General features: G+C 63.2%; 13 protein-coding genes. 5 read left to right on the forward strand and 8 right to left on the reverse strand.

Translation table 11 applies throughout. From position 1 onward, the window contains the following. Positions 1-25 precede the first annotated feature (25 nt). From BTHE68_RS30280 to BTHE68_RS30290, 3 genes are all read left to right on the forward strand, one after another. Positions 26-1,438: a cation:dicarboxylate symporter family transporter gene (locus BTHE68_RS30280; protein WP_162069989.1), complete on the forward strand. Its 1,413-nt coding sequence runs from the start codon at positions 26-28 to the stop codon at positions 1,436-1,438. 121 nt (positions 1,439-1,559) lie between these two features. Next, the gene (locus BTHE68_RS30285; RefSeq protein WP_162069990.1) at positions 1,560-4,298 is read left to right on the forward strand and encodes an MGH1-like glycoside hydrolase domain-containing protein; all 2,739 of its coding nucleotides are present in this window, start codon (positions 1,560-1,562) and stop codon (positions 4,296-4,298) included. A gap of 94 nt (positions 4,299-4,392) precedes the next feature. After that, complete coding sequence (locus tag BTHE68_RS30290; RefSeq protein WP_162069991.1) at positions 4,393-4,839, forward strand: universal stress protein; 447 nt, start codon at positions 4,393-4,395, stop codon at positions 4,837-4,839. Positions 4,840-4,849: 10 nt separating this feature from the next. Here BTHE68_RS30290 and BTHE68_RS30295 read toward each other — a convergent pair whose 3' ends face one another. The 8 genes from BTHE68_RS30295 to BTHE68_RS30330 all read right to left on the reverse strand — a co-directional run bounded on the left by BTHE68_RS30295 (position 4,850) and on the right by BTHE68_RS30330 (position 14,806). Continuing rightward, positions 4,850-6,307, reverse strand: coding sequence for an NAD-dependent succinate-semialdehyde dehydrogenase (locus BTHE68_RS30295; RefSeq protein ID WP_162069992.1), 1,458 nt, complete (start codon positions 6,305-6,307; stop codon positions 4,850-4,852). 209 nt (positions 6,308-6,516) lie between these two features. Continuing rightward, positions 6,517-8,178 carry a cation acetate symporter gene (locus tag BTHE68_RS30300; RefSeq protein WP_162069993.1) on the reverse strand — a complete coding sequence of 554 codons (1,662 nt, stop codon included), beginning with the start codon at positions 8,176-8,178 and terminating at the stop codon, positions 6,517-6,519. Continuing rightward, positions 8,175-8,480, reverse strand: a complete 306-nt coding sequence (locus BTHE68_RS30305; RefSeq protein WP_162069994.1) for a DUF485 domain-containing protein — start codon at positions 8,478-8,480, stop codon at positions 8,175-8,177. The genes BTHE68_RS30300 and BTHE68_RS30305 overlap by 4 nt, the downstream gene beginning before the upstream one ends. Positions 8,481-8,736: 256 nt before the next feature. After that, positions 8,737-9,501 (reverse strand): ethanolamine ammonia-lyase subunit EutC, encoded by a 765-nt coding sequence (eutC, locus tag BTHE68_RS30310; RefSeq protein ID WP_162070914.1) that lies wholly within the window; start codon positions 9,499-9,501, stop codon positions 8,737-8,739. After that, positions 9,501-10,880 carry an ethanolamine ammonia-lyase subunit EutB gene (locus tag BTHE68_RS30315; RefSeq protein ID WP_162069995.1) on the reverse strand — a complete coding sequence of 460 codons (1,380 nt, stop codon included), beginning with the start codon at positions 10,878-10,880 and terminating at the stop codon, positions 9,501-9,503. The genes eutC and BTHE68_RS30315 overlap by 1 nt, the downstream gene beginning before the upstream one ends. Then, positions 10,877-12,028 carry a branched-chain amino acid ABC transporter substrate-binding protein gene (locus tag BTHE68_RS30320; protein WP_162069996.1) on the reverse strand — a complete coding sequence of 384 codons (1,152 nt, stop codon included), beginning with the start codon at positions 12,026-12,028 and terminating at the stop codon, positions 10,877-10,879. Before BTHE68_RS30320 ends, BTHE68_RS30315 begins: the two co-directional genes overlap by 4 nt. 94 nt (positions 12,029-12,122) lie before the next feature. Then, a complete protein-coding gene (locus tag BTHE68_RS30325) occupies positions 12,123-13,355 on the reverse strand; it encodes an NAD(P)/FAD-dependent oxidoreductase (RefSeq protein WP_162069997.1) in 1,233 nt (410 codons plus the stop codon). Continuing rightward, entirely contained in the window at positions 13,355-14,806 is a 1,452-nt protein-coding gene (locus tag BTHE68_RS30330) for an amino acid permease (protein WP_162069998.1), read from the reverse strand. Before BTHE68_RS30330 ends, BTHE68_RS30325 begins: the two co-directional genes overlap by 1 nt. Before the next feature lie 298 nt (positions 14,807-15,104). Between BTHE68_RS30330 and BTHE68_RS30335 the strand changes: the two genes are divergently transcribed. Together BTHE68_RS30335 and BTHE68_RS30340 are read left to right on the forward strand one after the other, a co-directional pair. Beyond that, entirely contained in the window at positions 15,105-16,514 is a 1,410-nt protein-coding gene (locus BTHE68_RS30335; RefSeq protein ID WP_162069999.1) for an aminotransferase-like domain-containing protein, read from the forward strand. A gap of 462 nt (positions 16,515-16,976) precedes the next feature. Next, the gene (locus BTHE68_RS30340) at positions 16,977-18,239 is read left to right on the forward strand and encodes an efflux RND transporter periplasmic adaptor subunit (protein ID WP_162070000.1); all 1,263 of its coding nucleotides are present in this window, start codon (positions 16,977-16,979) and stop codon (positions 18,237-18,239) included. Positions 18,240-18,253 lie beyond the last annotated feature (14 nt).

Below are 18,253 nucleotides of genomic sequence, written 5' to 3' on the forward strand. Positions count from 1 at the left end.
ACAGAAAATCATGGAGGAGCATGCGATGCATAACGAACACGCATCACACGACGACGCGACCGTCGCACCGCCAAAGAAGCTGCCGTGGTATCGCAAGCTCGGCATGCAGGTGCTTTTGTCGCTCGTGATCGGTATAGCAGTCGGTCTCGTCTTTCCGAAGTTCGGCGCGCAATTGAAAGTGCTCGGCGATATCTTTCTCGCGCTCATCAAGGCCGGCGTCGCGCCGCTCGTGTTCCTCACGATCGTGCACGGCATCGCGTCGGCGGGCGACGTGAAAAGCGCGGGACGCGTCGGCTGGCGCTCGATCGTCTACTTCGAAGTCGTGTCGACGCTCGCGCTCGCGTTCGGCCTGCTCGCGGGCAACTTGCTGCAGACGGGCAAGGCGATGACGTCGGTCACGGTCGGCGCCGTTCCCGCGACGGCCGCCAAAGCCGCGCCGCAAGGCTTCACCGAGTTCGTCATGCACGTGGTGCCGGACAACTTCATCGGCGCGTTCGCGAAGGGCGAGCTATTGCAAGTGGTCGTGCTCGCGGTGATGGTCGGCATCGGCATTCTCGCGATTCCCGAGCGCCGCCGCGTGCGGATCAACGAAGGCCTCGATCTCATCTCCGAAGTGCTGTTCTCGTTCATCAATCTCGTGATGAAGCTCGCGCCGCTCGGCACGTTCGGCGCGGTCGCGTATTCGGTGGGCAGCAACGGCACGGCGGTGCTGATCGCGCTCGCGCAGCTCGTCTTCAGTTTCTATGCGGTGGTCGTGCTGTTCATCGTCGTGGTGATGGGCGCGATCGCGAAGCTCGCGGGCTTCAGCCTGTGGCGCTTCCTGCGCTATATCAAGGACGAGATCTTTATCGTGCTCGGCACGGCTTCGTCGGAAAGCGCGCTGCCGCGTCTCCTGATCAAGCTCGAACGGCTCGGTTGCGCGAAGCAGACCGTCGGGCTCGTGCTGCCGACCGGTTACGCGTTCAATCTCGACGGCACTTCGATCTTCATGTCGATGGGCGTGATGTTCATCGCGCATGCCTATGGCGTGCCGATCACGATCGAGCATCAGATCGGCATTCTGTTGCTGATGCTGCTGACGTCGAAAGGCGCGGCCACGGTCTCGGGCGGATCGTTCGTGGTGTTCGCGGCGACCGTCACATCGACGGGCATCCTTCCCGTCGAGGGACTCGCGTTGATCTTCGGCGTGTACCGCTTCATGTCGATGGCCATCGCGACGTGCAACACGATCGGCAACAGCCTCGCGACCGTGGTGATTGCGAAGTGGTCGCGCACCTTCGATGCGGCGATCAGCGAACGTCATCTCTATCCCGAGCGCTTTCCGGAGACCGCGCAAGCCGACGAACGCCTCGCTGACGGCAATCTTCTTCCCGAGGACATGAATGACGCGAATCCGCATCCCGAAGGCATTTCGCTGAGAAGCGCGGGAACGCGTTGATAGCAGCACGATTCAACTTGCAGCGCGGCAATCGCCGCGCTTTTTTTCGTTTCGCTTATCATCGGAGAACCGCGCATCGAACGCATCGCGGGTTTGGATCGTCATCCGGAACGGAGGTCGCATGCCACCGCTACGCGCAATCCATCTGCTGCAGACGAAGGAAGGCTCGCGCCTGCACGGGCCCGAACTCGATCACTGGCGCCGCTGGGGACCGTATCTGAGCGAGCGTCAATGGGGCACCGTGCGCGAGGATTACAGCGAATACGGCACGGCATGGGATTACTTTCCGCACGACCATGCGCGCAGCCGCATGTATCGCTGGGGCGAGGACGGCATCGCGGGATTCGGCAACGATCCGCTCGACTGGTGCGTGTCGCTCGCATTGTGGAACGGGCGCGATCCGATCATCAAGGAACGGCTTTTCGGCCTGACCAACGAGCAAGGCAATCACGGCGAAGATGTGAAGGAGCTGTACTTCTATCTGGACGGCACGCCGACGCATTCGTACATGAAGATGCTGTACAAGTATCCGCACGACGCGTATCCGTATCAGCAACTGATCGACGAAAACAGGAAGCGCGGGCCCGAGCTTCCCGAATACGAAATCCTCGACACCGGCGTGTTCGATAACAATCGATACTTCGACGTCTGCATCGAATATGCGAAGCACACGCCGGATGACATCGTGATGCGCGTGACGGTGGAAAATCGCGCGGACGAGGCTGCGACGCTTCACGTCCTGCCGCAGTTCTGGGCGCGTAATCGATGGTCGTGGTCGAGCAAATGGGGTAAGCCGTCGCTGACACTCGAAGCGGATGCGGGCGAAGGCGCGCGCATAGTCGCGCACAATCCTTCGCAAGGAACGACGATCGTCACGGCCACGGCCGATGTTCCCATCGAATGGATCTTTTGCGAAAACGAAACGAACGTTCGTCGCATCTTCGGCATCGAGGGTGCCGGACCATTCAAGGACGGCTTCAACGACTATCTCGTCGAAGGCGACGACAAAGCCATCCGGCGCGATCGCGGCACACGCTGCGCCGCGCATGCGTGTCTGCAACTCGGGCCGCATGAAAGCGCCGTGATGTATCTGCGCTGGCGTCCCGCGTCAGTATCGAATGCGCCGCCGCTCGACATGCAACAGCTTTTCGCGCGCCGTGAAGCGGAAGCTGACGAGTTCTATGCGACGCTGCAACACGATATCGACGATGCCGACGCGCGCCTCGTGCAGCGCCAGGCGCTCGCCGGCATGCTGTGGTCAAAGCAGTATTACCAGTTCGACGTCACGCGCTGGCACGACGGCGATCCGGGCCAGCCCACGCCGCCGAAGGGACGCAGACGCGGCCGCAATGCGGACTGGCGGCACATGTGCAACGGCGACATCGTATCGATGCCGGACAAATGGGAGTACCCGTGGTACGCGTCGTGGGATCTGGCGTTTCATGCGGTTGCCTTCGCGACCATCGATCCCGACTTCGCGAAGAAGCAGTTGTCGCTGCTCGTGAAAGAGCGCTACATGCATCCGAACGGGCAATTGCCCGCGTATGAATGGGCGTTCGGCGATGCGAATCCACCCGTTCACGCATGGGCGACATGGCGCGTGTTCGAACTCGATCGCGAGATGACGGGCATCGGCGATCACGCGTTTCTCGAAGTGATGTTCCACAAGCTGCTGCTCAACTTCGCGTGGTGGGTGAACCGCAAGGACGCCGACGACCGCAACATCTTTCAGGGCGGTTTTCTCGGGCTCGATAACATCGGCATCTTCGATCGATCGCAACCGCTGCCCACGGGCGGGCGCATCGATCAGGCCGATGGCACCGCGTGGATGGCTTCGTATGCGCTCGATCTGATGCAGATCGGCCTCGAACTCGCGATGACGAACGAGTCGTATGTCGAAATCGCGGTGAAGTTCTTCGAGCACTTTCTGTATATCGCGGAAGCGGTCAGTTGCGGCGAAGGCTGCAACACCGGGCTATGGGAAGGCAAGGACGAATTCTTCTATGACGTGCTGCATCTTCCGAACGGCGCGCGCGTGCCCATGCGGATTCGTTCGATCGTCGGACTGATTCCGCTTTTCGCCGTGCATGTGCTCGAAGAGCGCGTGTATGGCGATCTGCCGGGGCTGCGCGAACGGCTCGTGTGGTTTCTGGATCATCGGCCGAATCTCGCAAAACTCGTGTCGCGCTGGACGGAGCCCGGCAAGGGCAATACGACTTTGCTTTCGCTGTTGCGCGGACATCGCATGAAAGCGCTTTTGCGCCGCACGCTCGATCAGAGTGAGTTCCTTTCCGACTATGGCATTCGGGCCTTGTCGCGTGTGCATTGTGAAGCGCCCTATGTCTTCGATCACGATGGCGTGAACGTCTGTATCCGATACTTGCCTGCGGAATCGAACACGCGTGTGTTCGGCGGCAATTCGAACTGGCGCGGGCCGATCTGGATGCCGGTCAATTACCTTCTGATCGAATCGCTGTACGAGTTTCATCGCTACTACGGCGATGAGTTTCGCGTCGAGCATCCGACGGGATCGGGAGAAACGCACTCGCTGAGCGAAATCGCCGACGATCTTTCACGGCGCATCACGACGCTATTCTTGAAAGATGCGGACGGCAAACGTCCTGTGATGGCCGCGTATCCGCAGTTGCAGGCCGATCCGCGTTCGCGCGATCTCATCCTCTTTCATGAGTATTTTCATGGCGACAATGGACGCGGTGTCGGCGCATCGCATCAGACGGGCTGGAGCGGGCTTGTCGCGTTGCTGTTGCAGCCAAGGTTGATGAAGCTGTCGCATGTGGGGCCCGAAGCGCCTGTCATGGCCGTGCGTTTGCATGAGGAGCCTGCGGCGATGGCGCGTTAGGGTTTTGGCTGTCGATTCGCCTACGACCGTCGACACGCTCGCCTATACTTGATTGTGTCACTTCACTGTCCCCAGAGAACCGGAGGACGTCATCATGTTCAAGCATCTGCTGGTTCCCACAGACGGCTCCCCGCTATCCGAGGCGGCATTGCGCATGGCGGTCGGGCTGGCCAAGGAAAACAGCGCGCGCATCACGGGTCTTTATATGGTGCGGCCGTTTCATATGACCGTTTATAGCGCCGAAATGGTGGGCTCGGATCAGGCCGATCTTCAATCCGTCGACAGGGCGCGCGCCGAACAATATCTCGAGAGCATGCGAAGCATCGCCACCTCGGCCGGCGTGGAATGCGATACCGAAGCGCCTACCGGCGCGCATCCCTACGAAGCGATCCTCGATACGGCGAAGGCGCGCCACTGCGACCTCATCGTGATGGCGTCGCACGGACATGGCGGCATTCGCGGGCTATTGCTCGGCAGCGAAACGCAGAAGGTGCTGACGCACAGTCACTTGCCGATTCTGGTGGTGAGGCCGCCGGAGTAAGCCTGAGAGCCTACCTCTCCAGATTCCCAAAACACACATACTTCGATTCCAGATACTCCTCGACCCCCGACGACGCCCCCTCACGCCCCATCCCCGATTCCTTGATGCCGCCGAACGGCGCGACCTCATTGAACACGAGGCTATCGTTCACGCCGACGACGCCGCACTCCAGCGCCTCCATCACGCGAAACGCGCGGCTGATATCCGCGGTGTAGAAATACGCCGCGAGCCCGGTGCGCGTATCGTTCGCAAGCGTGATCACATCGTCTTCGTCCCTGAAGCGCAGCACGCTCGCAATCGGCCCGAGCACTTCGTCGCCGCACACGCTCATCGACGGATCGACGCCGGTCAGCACCGTCGGCCTGAAAAAGTTCGAGCCGGGCGCGAGGCGCGAGCCGCCCGCCGCGATCGTCGCGCCGAGCTTCACGGCTTCGTCAATGAGACTTTCGACGCGCGTCACCGCCGTCTCGCCGATCAGCGGACCGATCTGCGCGCCTTCGTCCAGGCCATTGCTCACCTTGAGCAACGCGACCTTCGAAACGAGCTTCGCGACAAAGGTTTCGTACACGTCTTCATGCACGAAGAAACGGTTCGCGCACATCGCGGCCTGACCCGAATGACGGAAACGCGCATCGAGCGCGCCTTTGACGGCAAGGTCGATGTCCGCATCGCCAAACACGATGAAAGGACAGTTCGCGCCCAGCTCCAGCGACATCTTCTTGACCGTGGGCGCGCACAAGGTCATCAGCCGCTTGCCTTCGTCGATGGAACCGGTGAACGACACCTTGCGCACATCGCGATTCGCGAGCAGCGTGCTTCTGATCGGCTCGCCCTCGCCCGTCAGCACGGACAGCACGCCGCGCGGCAAGCCGGCGTTTTCGCCGAGCACGCAAAGCGCGAGCGCTGAAAAAGGAGTCTGCGGATCGGGATGATGAATGACCGTGCAGCCCGCCGCGAGCGCGGCGCCGACGCGTCGCGCGACCATCGAGGAGGGAAACGTCCATGACGTGATAGCGCCGCACACGCCGATCGGCTGATGCAGCACGCGGATGCGTTGATTGCGCCGCGGCGCAGGAATGTTGTCGCCGTAAATGCGGCGCGCTTCTTCCGCGAACCAGTCGAGATAATTCGCCGCCTGCGTGATTTCCGAGCGCGCTTCGTGCAGCGGCTTGCCCTGCTCGCTGCACAGAATGATGGCGAGATCGTCGCGATGAAGCTCGACGAGGCGCCCCCACTCTCGCAACACCGACGCCCGCTCACGGCTGCTCCAGCTGCGCCAGTCCTGCAACGCCGCGTTCGCGCATTCGACAGCTTCACCCACCTGCTCCGCCGTGACCTGCGGCACGCTGCCGATGATCTCGCCATTCGCCGGATTGGCGACAGGCACGCGCGGCAGCGACGTGTTGTCGACCCACGCGCCGCCGATATACGCCGATTGCTCGAAAAGACTCGGGCACTGCAGTTCCATGGCTCGCTCCAATGCGTGTGGCGCTTCGTGCATACAGTTGCAGCGAGCTTAACGCATTTTTTCGGCCATTCGATAACGCGGGACTGTGTTGTCGTATCAGTGCAGCGGCATGTCGCGCCGGCGATGTATTCATCGCAAAACGACCGGTCGGTCGATCGGAAGCGCTTACGCGGCGGCACGCCGATGCGCGCCGCCGCGTCAACCTCACATCAATGACTCGCGCCTTCCACCGCGCCGATGCCCGTCTCCGAGCGCACCGTCTGCGCTTCGAACCCGGCCTTGTCGATGCGTGCGCGCGCGGAGCGGTCGGTCACCGAGAAGAGCCAGATGCCGGCGAAGCCGATCGCCATCGAAAACAGCGCGGGCGATGCGTACGGGAACGGCGCGCTCGCGTAGTGGAACACGTCGACCCACACGGCCTTCGAGAGCACCGTCATCGCGACCGCCGACAGCAGGCCGAGGAAACCGCCGATCGCCGCGCCGCGCGTCGTGCAGCCGCGCCACAGTACGGACATGAAGAGCACCGGGAAATTGGCCGACGCCGCTACTGCGAACGCGAGCGACACCATGAACGCGATGTTCTGCTTCTCGAACACGATCCCGAGCACGACCGCGACGATGCCGAGCACGATCGTCGTGATACGCGACACCTTCAGCTCGCTCTTGCTCGACGCCTTGCCCTTCTTGAACACGGTCGCGTACAGATCATGCGACACCGCCGATGCACCCGCGAGCGTCAGACCCGCGACCACCGCGAGAATGGTTGCAAACGCGACGGCCGAGATGAAGCCGAGGAACACGTTGCCGCCGACCGCGCTCGCCAGATGCACCGCCGCCATGTTCGTGCCGCCGAGCAGCTTGCCGCCCGCGTCCTTGAACATCGGATTGGTGCTCACCAGCACGATCGCACCGAAGCCGATGATGAAGGTGAGAATGTAGAAGTAACCGATCCACGTCGTCGCCCAGAACACCGACTTGCGCGCTTCCTTCGCGTTCGGCACGGTGAAGAAGCGCATCAGGATATGCGGCAGGCCGGCGGTGCCGAACATCAGTGCAATGCCGAAGGAAATCGCGGAGATCGGGTCCTTGATGAAGTTGCCCGGGCCCATGATCGACTCTTTCTTCTCGTGTACCTCGACGGCCTTCGCAAACAGCGCTTCGGGGCTGAAGTGGAACTGCCACAGCACCATGAACGCCATGAACGACGCACCCGCGAGCAGCAGACAGGCCTTGATGATCTGCACCCAGGTGGTCGCGGTCATGCCGCCGAAGAGCACGTACACCATCATCAGTGCGCCGACGATCACCACCGCGATCCAGTATTCGAGGCCGAACAGCAGCTTGATGAGCTGGCCCGCGCCGACCATCTGCGCGATCAGGTAGAACGCCACGACGACGAGCGTGCCCGACGCGGCAAACGCGCGAATGGGCGTCTGCTTGAAGCGGTACGCGGCGACATCGGCGAAGGTGAAGCGGCCGAGATTGCGCAGGCGCTCCGCCATCAGGAACGTGATGATCGGCCAGCCGACGAGAAAGCCGATCGAATAGATCAGGCCGTCATAGCCGTTGCTGTAGACCGCCGCCGAGATGCCGAGAAACGAGGCCGCCGACATGAAGTCGCCCGCGATCGCGAGACCGTTCTGGAAGCCGGTGATGCCGCCGCCGGCCGTGTAGAAATCGGCCGCCGAGCGCGTCTTCTTCGCGGCCCATTTGGTGATGAACAGCGTCGCGATCACGAACGCGATGAACATGCAGATCGCCGTCCAGTTGGTCGCCTGCTTGACCGCCTGACCGAGATCGCCGCCCGCGGCGAAGGCACTGGCGGATGCGGCGAAGAGCGCGCCTGCCGCGAGGAAACGTTGCGACTTCATGCGGCCTCCCGCTTGATCTTGTCGGTGAGTTCGTCGTACGTGCTGTTGGCGTGGCGTACGTAGAGGCCCGTGATGACGACCGTGAAGACGATCACGAACAGGCCGATCGGCATGCCCCAGGTCATCACGCCCGCGCCCATCTTCGCGGAGAGCAGTTCCTTGTTGAACGCGATCAGCAGCACGTAGCCGTAATACACGATCAGCACGAGCGCGGTGAGCGTCCAGCCGAGCTTCGAGCGCTTTCGCACCAGTTCGCCGTACGCGGCGCTCGATTTGATTTTTTCTACGATCTTGAGGTCCATTTCCGTCTCCTGCATGGATGTCTTTTCTCTGCCTGCAAAAGCGCCCGCGTCCGGCGCGGCGCGCGAACGATAAGCGATGCGTAGAATCAAGGGAAATCCCCTAGCGGGGACATCATGCGATGCCTTCGCGCATGCGCTTTCAGGCGAGTTCTGCTTTCGATGCGCTGGAGACTAAGGTAAGAGCATCCGCTTACCCGTTTCTTACGGGAGGCGTTTTCTTTCGACGGGGTTTACGCGGAGCGTTGCGGCTATGTCGTCAGCGCGAGAGCTGATCGATCGTGCGCGCGGGCAAGGTCGCGGCGCTTTCGTCCTTGAGAGCGACGCCGGTCAGCTTGCGCAGACGCGCCTCGTTCAACAGCCAGGCGAGCTTGAACGCGGCCGCGTCGTAAGCAAGTCCTTCAGGGCGCACGTTGGAGATGCAATTGCGCTCTGCATCGCTGCGGCCCTGCATGGGATCGTACGTGACATAGACGCCGAGGCTCGCGGGCGAACTCAGCCCCGGCCGCTCGCCGATCAGCACGGCAACGATGCGCGGCTTCAAAATCGATCCGATGCAATCGCCGAGCGCCACGCGCGCCTGTGTCGCGATGACGACGGGACCGATGCGCCATCCTTCGAGCCGCGCCATCGTTCTTTCGATGAGCGGTATCGCGTGCGTCGACGCAGCGCTGGACGACAGTCCGTCAGCGACGACGAACACGAGGTCTGCGTGCTTCGCGTGGGATTCGAGACGCGCCGCACTTGCGTCGCTCAGGCGCCGGCCGAGATCGGGACGGCGCAGATAAACATCGCGCGAGGGCGCCGCACTTTCGACCGTGGCGGTGTCGAATCCCTTCTGTAGCAACGCGCTTCGCAATGCGTCGACATCGAGCGGCCGATGCACCGCATCGCGCGCCTGCGCATGCGCGAGATTGAACGCGAGCAGCGGCGCGGTCGGCAGACTGCTGCCCGCGCGGCCCAGCGCGATGCGGGCATCGGTGAAACGCCGCAGCGCGTCCCATGGATTAGCGCTTACGCTCATCATGCCCTCATCCAGTCGTTCAACGCGGGCCAATGCGTGCGTTCCTGAAGCATCCCGCGCCCGTTCGTGATCTGGATCGCGCGCAACCACGCTTCGAATTCCGGCGCGCGCTTCAGTCCGAGCACTTCGCGCACGTAGAGCGCGTCATGAAACGACGTGCTCTGATAGTTCAGCATCACATCGTCGGCGCCGGGCACGCCCATGATGAAATTCACGTTCGCCGCGCCGAGCAGCGTGAGCAGGGTGTCCATGTCGTCCTGATCGGCTTGCGCGTGATTCGTGTAGCAGACGTCGCAACCCATCGGCACGCCGAGCAGCTTCGCGCAGAAATGATCTTCGAGACCCGCGCGAATGATCTGCTTGCCATCGTAGAGATATTCCGGGCCGATGAACCCCACCACCGTATTCACGAGAAACGGATTGAACCTGCGCGCCACTGCATACGCGCGCGCTTCGCAAGTCTGCTGATCCACGCCATGATGAGCATTCGCCGATAAGGCGCTGCCCTGCCCCGTCTCGAAGTACATGAGATTCTCGCCGACCGTTCCGCGCTGCAACGACAGTCCCGCTTCATACGCCTCCTGCAACAGCGCAAGCGATATGCCGAACGATGCATTCGCCTTCTGCGTGCCCGCGATCGACTGGAACACCAGATCGACGGGCGCGCCCTGTTCGATCGCCGCGAGCGTGTTGGTCACGTGTGTCAGCACGCAAGTCTGCGTCGGCACGTCGTAGCGTTCGCGGAACGCATCCATCATCGCGAGCAGCTTGCCGATGGCCTGCGGCGAGTCCGATGCGGGATTGATGCCGATCATCGCGTCGCCGCAGCCGTACATGAGGCCGTCGATCATCGATGCGGCGATGCCCTGCACGTCGTCGGTCGGGTGATTCGGCTGCAGGCGCACCGACATGTGTCCGGGCAAGCCAACCGTGTTCCGGAAGCGCGTGACGACCGGCCGCTTCTTCGCGGCGAGGATGAGATCCTGATTGCGCATCAGCTTCGATACGGCCGCGACCATCTCCGGCGTCAGTCCCGGAGACACCGCCACGAGCGCGGCCGTATCGGTCGAATCGGCCAGCAGCCATTCGCGGAACTCGCCGACCGTGAGATGCGACACGGCGGCGAACGCGTCCTTCGAATGTTCGTCGATGATGAGGCGCGTCACTTCGTCGTCTTCATACGGAATCAGCGCGTCTTCGATGAACGCGCGCAGCGGCACCGCTGACAAGGCCAGCTTCGCCGCCGCGCGCTCTTCCTCGGTCGCCGCGGCGATGCCCGCGAGTTCATCGCCGGAACGTGGCGGACTCGCTTTCGCCAGCAGCGTCCTGAGATCGTCGAAGCGATACGTGCGAACGCCTACGGTTTCGCTGAAACTCATACGCCGTTCCCGCCGACCGTTTTCAAACTCTTCCACTGCCCCTGTTCGACCTGAAAGAGCGTATAGGGCGGCTTGATGAGATCGCCATACGGGTCGAACGATATCTTGCCGGTCACGCCGGTCACGTTGACCTTCGCGAGCGCTTCGACGATCTTGCCGCGATCGAGCGAGTTTGCATCGTGAATGGCTTTGATCATGGCGAGCGCGGCGTCGTAGGCGAACGGCGCATACAGTTCGACATCCTGATTGAAGCGCGCCTTGTAGCGCTTGCCGAACTCCTGCGCGGACGGCAGCTTGTCGAGCGCGGGCCCGGGTTCGAGATCCTGCGTGCCGTTTCCGGAGTTGCCTGCGATCTGCAGGAACGCATTGCTCTTCAACGCGCCCGCGCCGAAGAGTTGCGTCGTCATGCCGAGCGAGCGCATCTGCTTGACGAGCATCGCGCCCTGTTCGTCGAGCCCGCCGAAGAAGATCAGATCGACGTTCTGGCTCTTCATCGTCGTGAGAATCGCGCGGAAGTCGACGGCCTTGTCGTTGGTGTATTCACGCGCGACGACCTTGCCGTTCGCCTCCTTCACGCCCTTCTCGAACGAATCGGCGAGACCCTGGCCGAACGCCGTGCGATCGTCGATGATGCCGATGCGCTTCGGCTTCATCTGCTCGACGACGAAGCGCCCCGCCACCACGCCGCCCACGCCGTCGTGACCCATCGTGCGGAACACGTTCTTGAAGCCCTGCTTCGTGAGTTGCGGGTTGGTCGAGCCGGGCGTGATCATCGCGACATTCGCCTGGTGATACACCGTCGACGCCGGAATGCTGCAACCGGAGTTGTAATGCCCGATCACGCCGACGATGCCGCTATCCACCGCCTTTTGCGCGACCTGAATCGCAACGCGCGGGTCGGCCTGATCGTCATAGACGTCCAGTTCGAACTTGACGGGCTTGCCGCCGATAGTCGGATGCTTCGCGTTCTCTTCATCGATGGCGAGTTGCGCGCCGTACTGCAAATCCTTGCCGACACGCGCGACCGGACCCGTCAACGGCCCGACGAAGGCGATCTTCACGACTTCGGGATCGGCGGCCCACGACATCGGCATGTACGCGGCAAGCACGCCTGCGGCAAGACTCGAAAGCATTAAGCGGCGGTTCATGTTCGTGCTCCACAGAATTGGACGTCGCGCCAGGTTCATACGGTCCGCACGCGGCGCGACACCGCGAGCGGGCCTCATGGAAATGCGCGCCGCGTCAGTGAAAGCGCGACGCGCGATAGCTCGCGAGATCGAGCGGCGGCGCGCGCCGCGCGATCAGATCGGCGACGATGCGTCCGCTCACGCCCGCGAGCGTCAAACCCAGATGCTGATGCCCGAACGCGTAAATCACGCGCTCGCTCGCCTCCGATGCGCCGATCACCGGCACGCCGTCGGGCAGCGTCGGACGAAAGCCGAGCCATTCGCGATCCGGCGCGCCGAGCGCGGGCAACGCGCGCTTCGACGATACGGTCACGAGATCGAGCAACGCGCGATTGCGTTGTTCGGTGAAACCCGCAAGCTCGACCGTGCCCGCGACGCGAATGCCGTCGCTCATCGGTGTCATGTAGAAGCCGCGTTCCGCCCAGCCGCACGGCCGCGAGATCAGGCCCGACGCCGACGCATAGCGCACGTGATAGCCGCGCTCGGTGTCGAGCGGAACGTGATCGCCGCATTGATGCGCGAACTCGCGCGAGCGCGCGCCGGTCGCGATGACGACATGATCGAAACGGCGCGCATCGCCGTTCACGCGCAATGAGACGCCTTGTCCATTCGGTTCTATCGCGTCCACCTTCACGCGCTCGAGTTGCGCGCCGCGCGCGGCCAGACGTTCGAACAACGCCTGCAAAAAACCGGCAGGATCGGTGAAATGCCAGCTATCGCGAAACAGCACGCCGCGCGCGAAGATCGGCGCGAGTTGCGGTTCGAGTTCGCGGATCGCGCCGCTGTCGAGCACATCGAAACCCACGCCGAGGCTTTCGCGCAGGGCAAGCGAAGCACGCGATGCATCGAACGAGGCAGCGCTCGAATACAGATACAGACACTCGCGCGGCTTTACGAAACGCGGGAGGCCGTCTTCCTCGAGCAAGGGCGCATAGCCTTCCTGCGCGCGAGAGAGTAAGGCCGCCAGCGCCCGCGCGCTCGCTTCGTAATTGGCGCGCCGCGAACTCAAAAGAAAGCGCGCGAGCCACGGCGCGAGTTGCGGCAGATAACCCCAGCGCAATCTGAACGGGCTGTCGTTCGAGAGCAGAAAGCGCGGGATATCGCGGAACACGGACGGATTGTTCACCGGCACGCATCCGTAAGGCGCGAAGGTGCCCGCGTTGCCGAACGACGCGCCCTGCGCGACGCCCGCCGGATCGAACAGCGTGACGTCATGTCCGTCGCGCATGAGCCACGCAGCGCTCGCCATGCCGATGAACCCCGCGCCGATGATCGCCACCTTCGACATTACTCGCGCCCCTTCCAGGCAAGATCGCCTTCATGCGACAGGAATCCCGTCGCCGACTCGCTCTCTTGTTCGTGACGATGAGGATGCTTGGCCGCGAAGAAGTAAGCCGCCGACGCCACCGCGAGACTCGCGAGACTGGCCATCATCTGGGGACGCAGTTCGTGGTCCGCGCCCATCGCCGCGAGCACGCCGACGATCGCAAAGACCACCGCATACGACAGCCACGGAAACAGCCACATCTTCAGCGTGAGACGCTCGGGCGCCTGCTTCTCGATGCGCCGGCGGATGCGGATCTGCGCGAGCGCGATTGCGAGATAGACGAACAGCATCACCGCGCCCGATGCGTTCACGAGGAACAGGAACACACCCTGCGGCGACACGATCGCCGCGATGATCGCCACATAGCCGACCACGCTCGACAACATCACCGCAAGACGCGGCACCTTGTGCGGCGTAAGCCTGAGCAGCGACTTCGGCGCATCGCCGCGTTCGGCGAGACGGAACAGGATGCGCGACGACACATACAGACCCGAGTTCAGCGCGGACAGCACGGCGATGAGCACGATCGCGTTCATGATGTCGGCGGCATAGGGAATCCGCATCGTCTCCAGAGCGGCGACGAACGGCGAGTGACCCGTCACGATGCTGCCCCACGGCACGATGCACGCGATCAGGAACAGCGAGCCGACATAGAACGTGATGACGCGCAGGATCACCGAGCGCGTCATCGCGGCGACGCTCTTGGCGGGATCGTCCGATTCGGCGGCGGCGATGGTCGCGATTTCCGCGCCGCCGACCGCGAAGATCACCGTAGGCACGGCGGCGAACACGGACATCGCGCCGAACGGCAGAAAGCCGCGATCGCCGACCAGGTGCGTCGCCGCGCTGCCCGTGTGCCCGAAACCGAGCAGATAGCCCGCGCCGATCGCGATGAACGCGATGATCGCCGCGACCTTGATCGACGCGAACCAGAACTCGAATTCGCCATACGACTTCACGGACAGAAGGTTGATCGCGGTCATGACGGACAGCAGCGCGAGGCCGATGACCCACACCGGCGCCGGTATCCAGCGCTGCAAAATGGCCGCGCCCGCGACCGCTTCCACCGCGACCACGATCACCCAGAAATACCAGTAGAGCCAGCCGCTCGTGAAGCCGGCCCAGTTGCCGAGGCCGATGCGCGCGTATTCGGTGAACGAGCCGACGCCGGGCACCGCGAGCGCCATTTCGCCGAGCATACGCATGACCATCAGCACGACGATGCCGGCGACGAGATACGACACGCACGCCGCCGGGCCGACCGTGGCGAGGGTAGCGCTGCTGCCGACGAACAGGCCCGCGCCGATGATGCCGCCGAGCGCGATCATCGTGACGTGGCGCTGGCGCAGCGCCGAGCCGAGCTTCGGCGGGCTGCCGGATGGCGCCGATTGAGCGGATTGAGACAAGGACATCGGGAATCTCCTGCGGACAAAGATCGAATGAATTGCACACGCGGCCAAGGCAAAAACGCACCGCACACCAGACAAACTCTGATTCTAGAATCACACAAGATTTTTTTGTGTGCAATTAAAAACACGATTGTGTGGTGCCGGGATTTTCCCTAAGTGCGACTGGAGCGGCTCTTGCAGAGCCGACGCGACGCGCCTGTGGGGCTTATATGGGCATTGCATCGGCACCACTCTGAGTTAAAATCGGCTCACTTCCGCACAAATCGCGGACAAAGCATCGTTTGTATGGAGACAGAGATTCATGGCTTCCGACAAGGATCAGACGCTGACCGCGAACGGCGAAGCCGAAGGCACGACCAGGCGATCGACCTACATCGAGGTATCGAGCTCGATCGAGCGGGAAATCCGCAGCGGCATCTATCCGCCCGGCAGCCGCCTGCCGCCGCAGCGGCAACTGGCGAGCGAACTGGGCATCAATGTCTCGACCGTGTCGCGCGCATACAAGGAGCTGCAGTTGCGCGGCCTCGTGATCGGCAGCAAGCGGCGCGGCTCGCTCGTGACCGGCGGCGCGATGCCGAGCGTCGAGACGCCGCCCGCGAGCGCGGGAAGCGGCGTCATCGATCTGACCGTCAACCGGCCCGCGACCGGCGAATTCCTCGCGTGCCTCGCGCGCACCATGGGCGAGCTGCCGCGCGATCCGCGCTTCGCGCAGTTGCAGGAATATCAGCCGCCGCAGGGGCCGTCATGGGCGCGCGCGGCCGGGGCGCGCTGGATGAGCGCGCCGGGCTTCGCGCCGACCGCCGATCAGGTCGTCGTCACGAGCGGCGCGCAGCATGGGCTGTATGCGGTGCTCAACAGCCTGATCGGCACGGATGGCGTGATCCTCGCGGATCAGCTGACGTATTACGGGCTGAAGGCGCTCGCGCCGGTGTTCCAGTTCGAGATCGTGGGCATTCCGAGCGACCGCGACGGCCTCATCGTCGACGAGGTCGAACGCGTGTGCAAGCGCGTGCCGGTCAAGGCCATCTTCACCGTGCCGAATCTGCAGAATCCCACCGTCACGACAATGAGCCTCGAGCGGCGCATGGCGCTCGTCGATGTGGCGCGCCGGCATGGCGTGGCGATCATCGAGGACGACGTGTACGGCCCGCTCGTCACGCAACGCCTGCCGACGATCGCGAGCCTGTGCCCGGAGCTGACGTTTCATATCTCGGCGACGTCGAAGATACTCGCGCCCGGCTTGCGGCTCGGCTATCTGCTGAGCCCGCAGGACAACGCCGCGCTGTGTGCGGAAGCCGTCCGCACGACGGCGTGGATGCCCGCGCCGCTCTCGATGCTGATCGCGGCCGTCTGGATGGAGGACGGCACCGCGCAGCACATCATGGACGCGCAACTCGCCGAGATTCGCGCGCGGCACGATCTCGCGCGCGAGTTGCTGCCGCAGGAGTTGCTGCAGTCCGATCCGGCCTGCATGTTCGTGTGGCTGAAGCTGCCGCTGCCGTGGCGCGCCGATGACTTCGCCGCCAATGCGAAGGCGCGCGGTGTGGTGGTGATGCCATCGTCGGCATTTGCCGTGGACAGGTCCGAGATCGAGCATGGCGTGCGGATCAATCTCGCGTGCGCGGAGAGCCGGGAACAGCTCGTGAGCGGGCTGCGGATTCTGGCGAGCACGTTGCGGGATCGGCCGCGGGCGTTGTTCGGACATCTGTAAAGCGCGTGACGACGCAGGAAGCATCGACGGTTCTCTTCGGCATTTCACAAATCGGCATGACGAATCCGCGCCTTGCTAAGCGATCCATAGCTTCGCGCCTGCGATAGCGATTCGTCGGGCCGCCCGCCTATTCAGTAATTGCTACGCATGGCGATCCACAGCGTTCAGTCGATATGGCATTAAACGCTATGGCGTTTTCAGCCGTATTCAGCTATTAGTAGATTCGTCACGCACGCCACGCCATCAGGTGGCGAACCATGAGCATCTCTGGCTATAACTCGACCGCAAAACCGGAGGCAGCTACGACACATCACAAATATCAGGCTCGCGCTCGCTGACGTCGCCAAAGAATCCTGTCCCGCGCGATTTCATCTGAAACGCATACCGCGAGCATGTCGTGGCGAGGCGCCCTGCCGGCGCGCTCGCTCATCATCGATCGGCCATCCCAAGAGGGAGGCGCCTATGGCGTTCGTGTCGGAACAGATGCTGCACTGCTGCCCGTTCGCTCAATCTTCGCGCCGGATGCGCGCACTGCGCCTCGTTGCGCTCGCCGCATTCGCGTCGCTCTCGCTCGTGGCGTGCAAGAAGCCGCCGCCCGAAGCCGCGAAGCCCGCCGTCGATGTCACGGTCGTGACCGTCGCCGCGCAATCGACGCCCGTGGAATTCGATTTCACCGCGCAGACGCAGAGCTCGCGCGAGGTGGAAATCCGCGCGCGCGTGGACGGCTTTCTGGAAAAGCGCATGTATACGGAAGGCGCGGTCGTCTCGGTCGGCCAGGTGATGTTCATCATGGACAAACGCCCCTTCGAAGCCGCGTTGCAGACCGCCAAGGGCTCGCTCGCGCAGCAGCAGGCGCGGCTGCTCGTCACGCAGCAGAATCTCGGCCGCGTGAAGCCGCTCGCCGCGATGAACGCGTTGAGCAAGAAGGATCTCGACGACGCCGTCGGCAACGAAAAGAGCGCCGAAGCCGCCGTGATCGCCGCGAAAGGCGAGGTGCAGACCGCGGAACTCAACCTGAGCTACACGACGATCCGCTCGCCGCTCAAGGGCCTCTCCAGTTTCGCGCGCGTGCAGGAAGGCAGCTACGTGACGCCGACGCAATCGGGCCTGCTCACCTATGTCTATCAGCTCGACCCGATGTGGGTGAACTTCAGCATCTCGGAGAACGAGTTGCTGAACTATCGCGAGCAGATCAGAAAAGGCCTGCTGCACTTCCCACCCGACAACCAGTTCGACGTGACCGTCATTCAGGCCGACGGCTCGGTGTATCCGCAGACAGGCCGCATCGACTTCACGAATCCGGCGTTCAGCACGGAGACGGGCACGTTCCTCGTGCGCGCGGTATTCGCGAATCCGAAGGGCACGCTGCGCCCCGGCCAGTTCGTGAAGGCGCGCGTGACGGGCGCGGTGCGGCCCAACGCGATCCTCGTGCCGCAACGCGCCGTGCTGCAGGGCGCGAAGAGCCATTTCGTCTGGGTGATCGACGATCAGTCGAAACCGCATCAGCGCGTCGTCGAAGTCGGCGAGTGGCACGGCGACGACTGGTTCATCACGAGCGGCCTGAAAGCGGGCGAGCGCGTCGTCGTCGATGGCGCGATCCGGGTCAGCTCGGACTCGCAACTTCGCGTGGTCGCCGCACCCGCCGCGGGCGATGCGCCAGCCTCGGGCGCGCAGGAGGCGTCGCTCGGGCAGACGAAAAGCGCAACCGGCGGGACCGAAAAGTGATCCGATCCGATTTG

This window comes from Burkholderia sp. THE68 (assembly GCF_009938265.1).
Classification (GTDB): Bacteria; Pseudomonadota; Gammaproteobacteria; order Burkholderiales; family Burkholderiaceae; genus Caballeronia.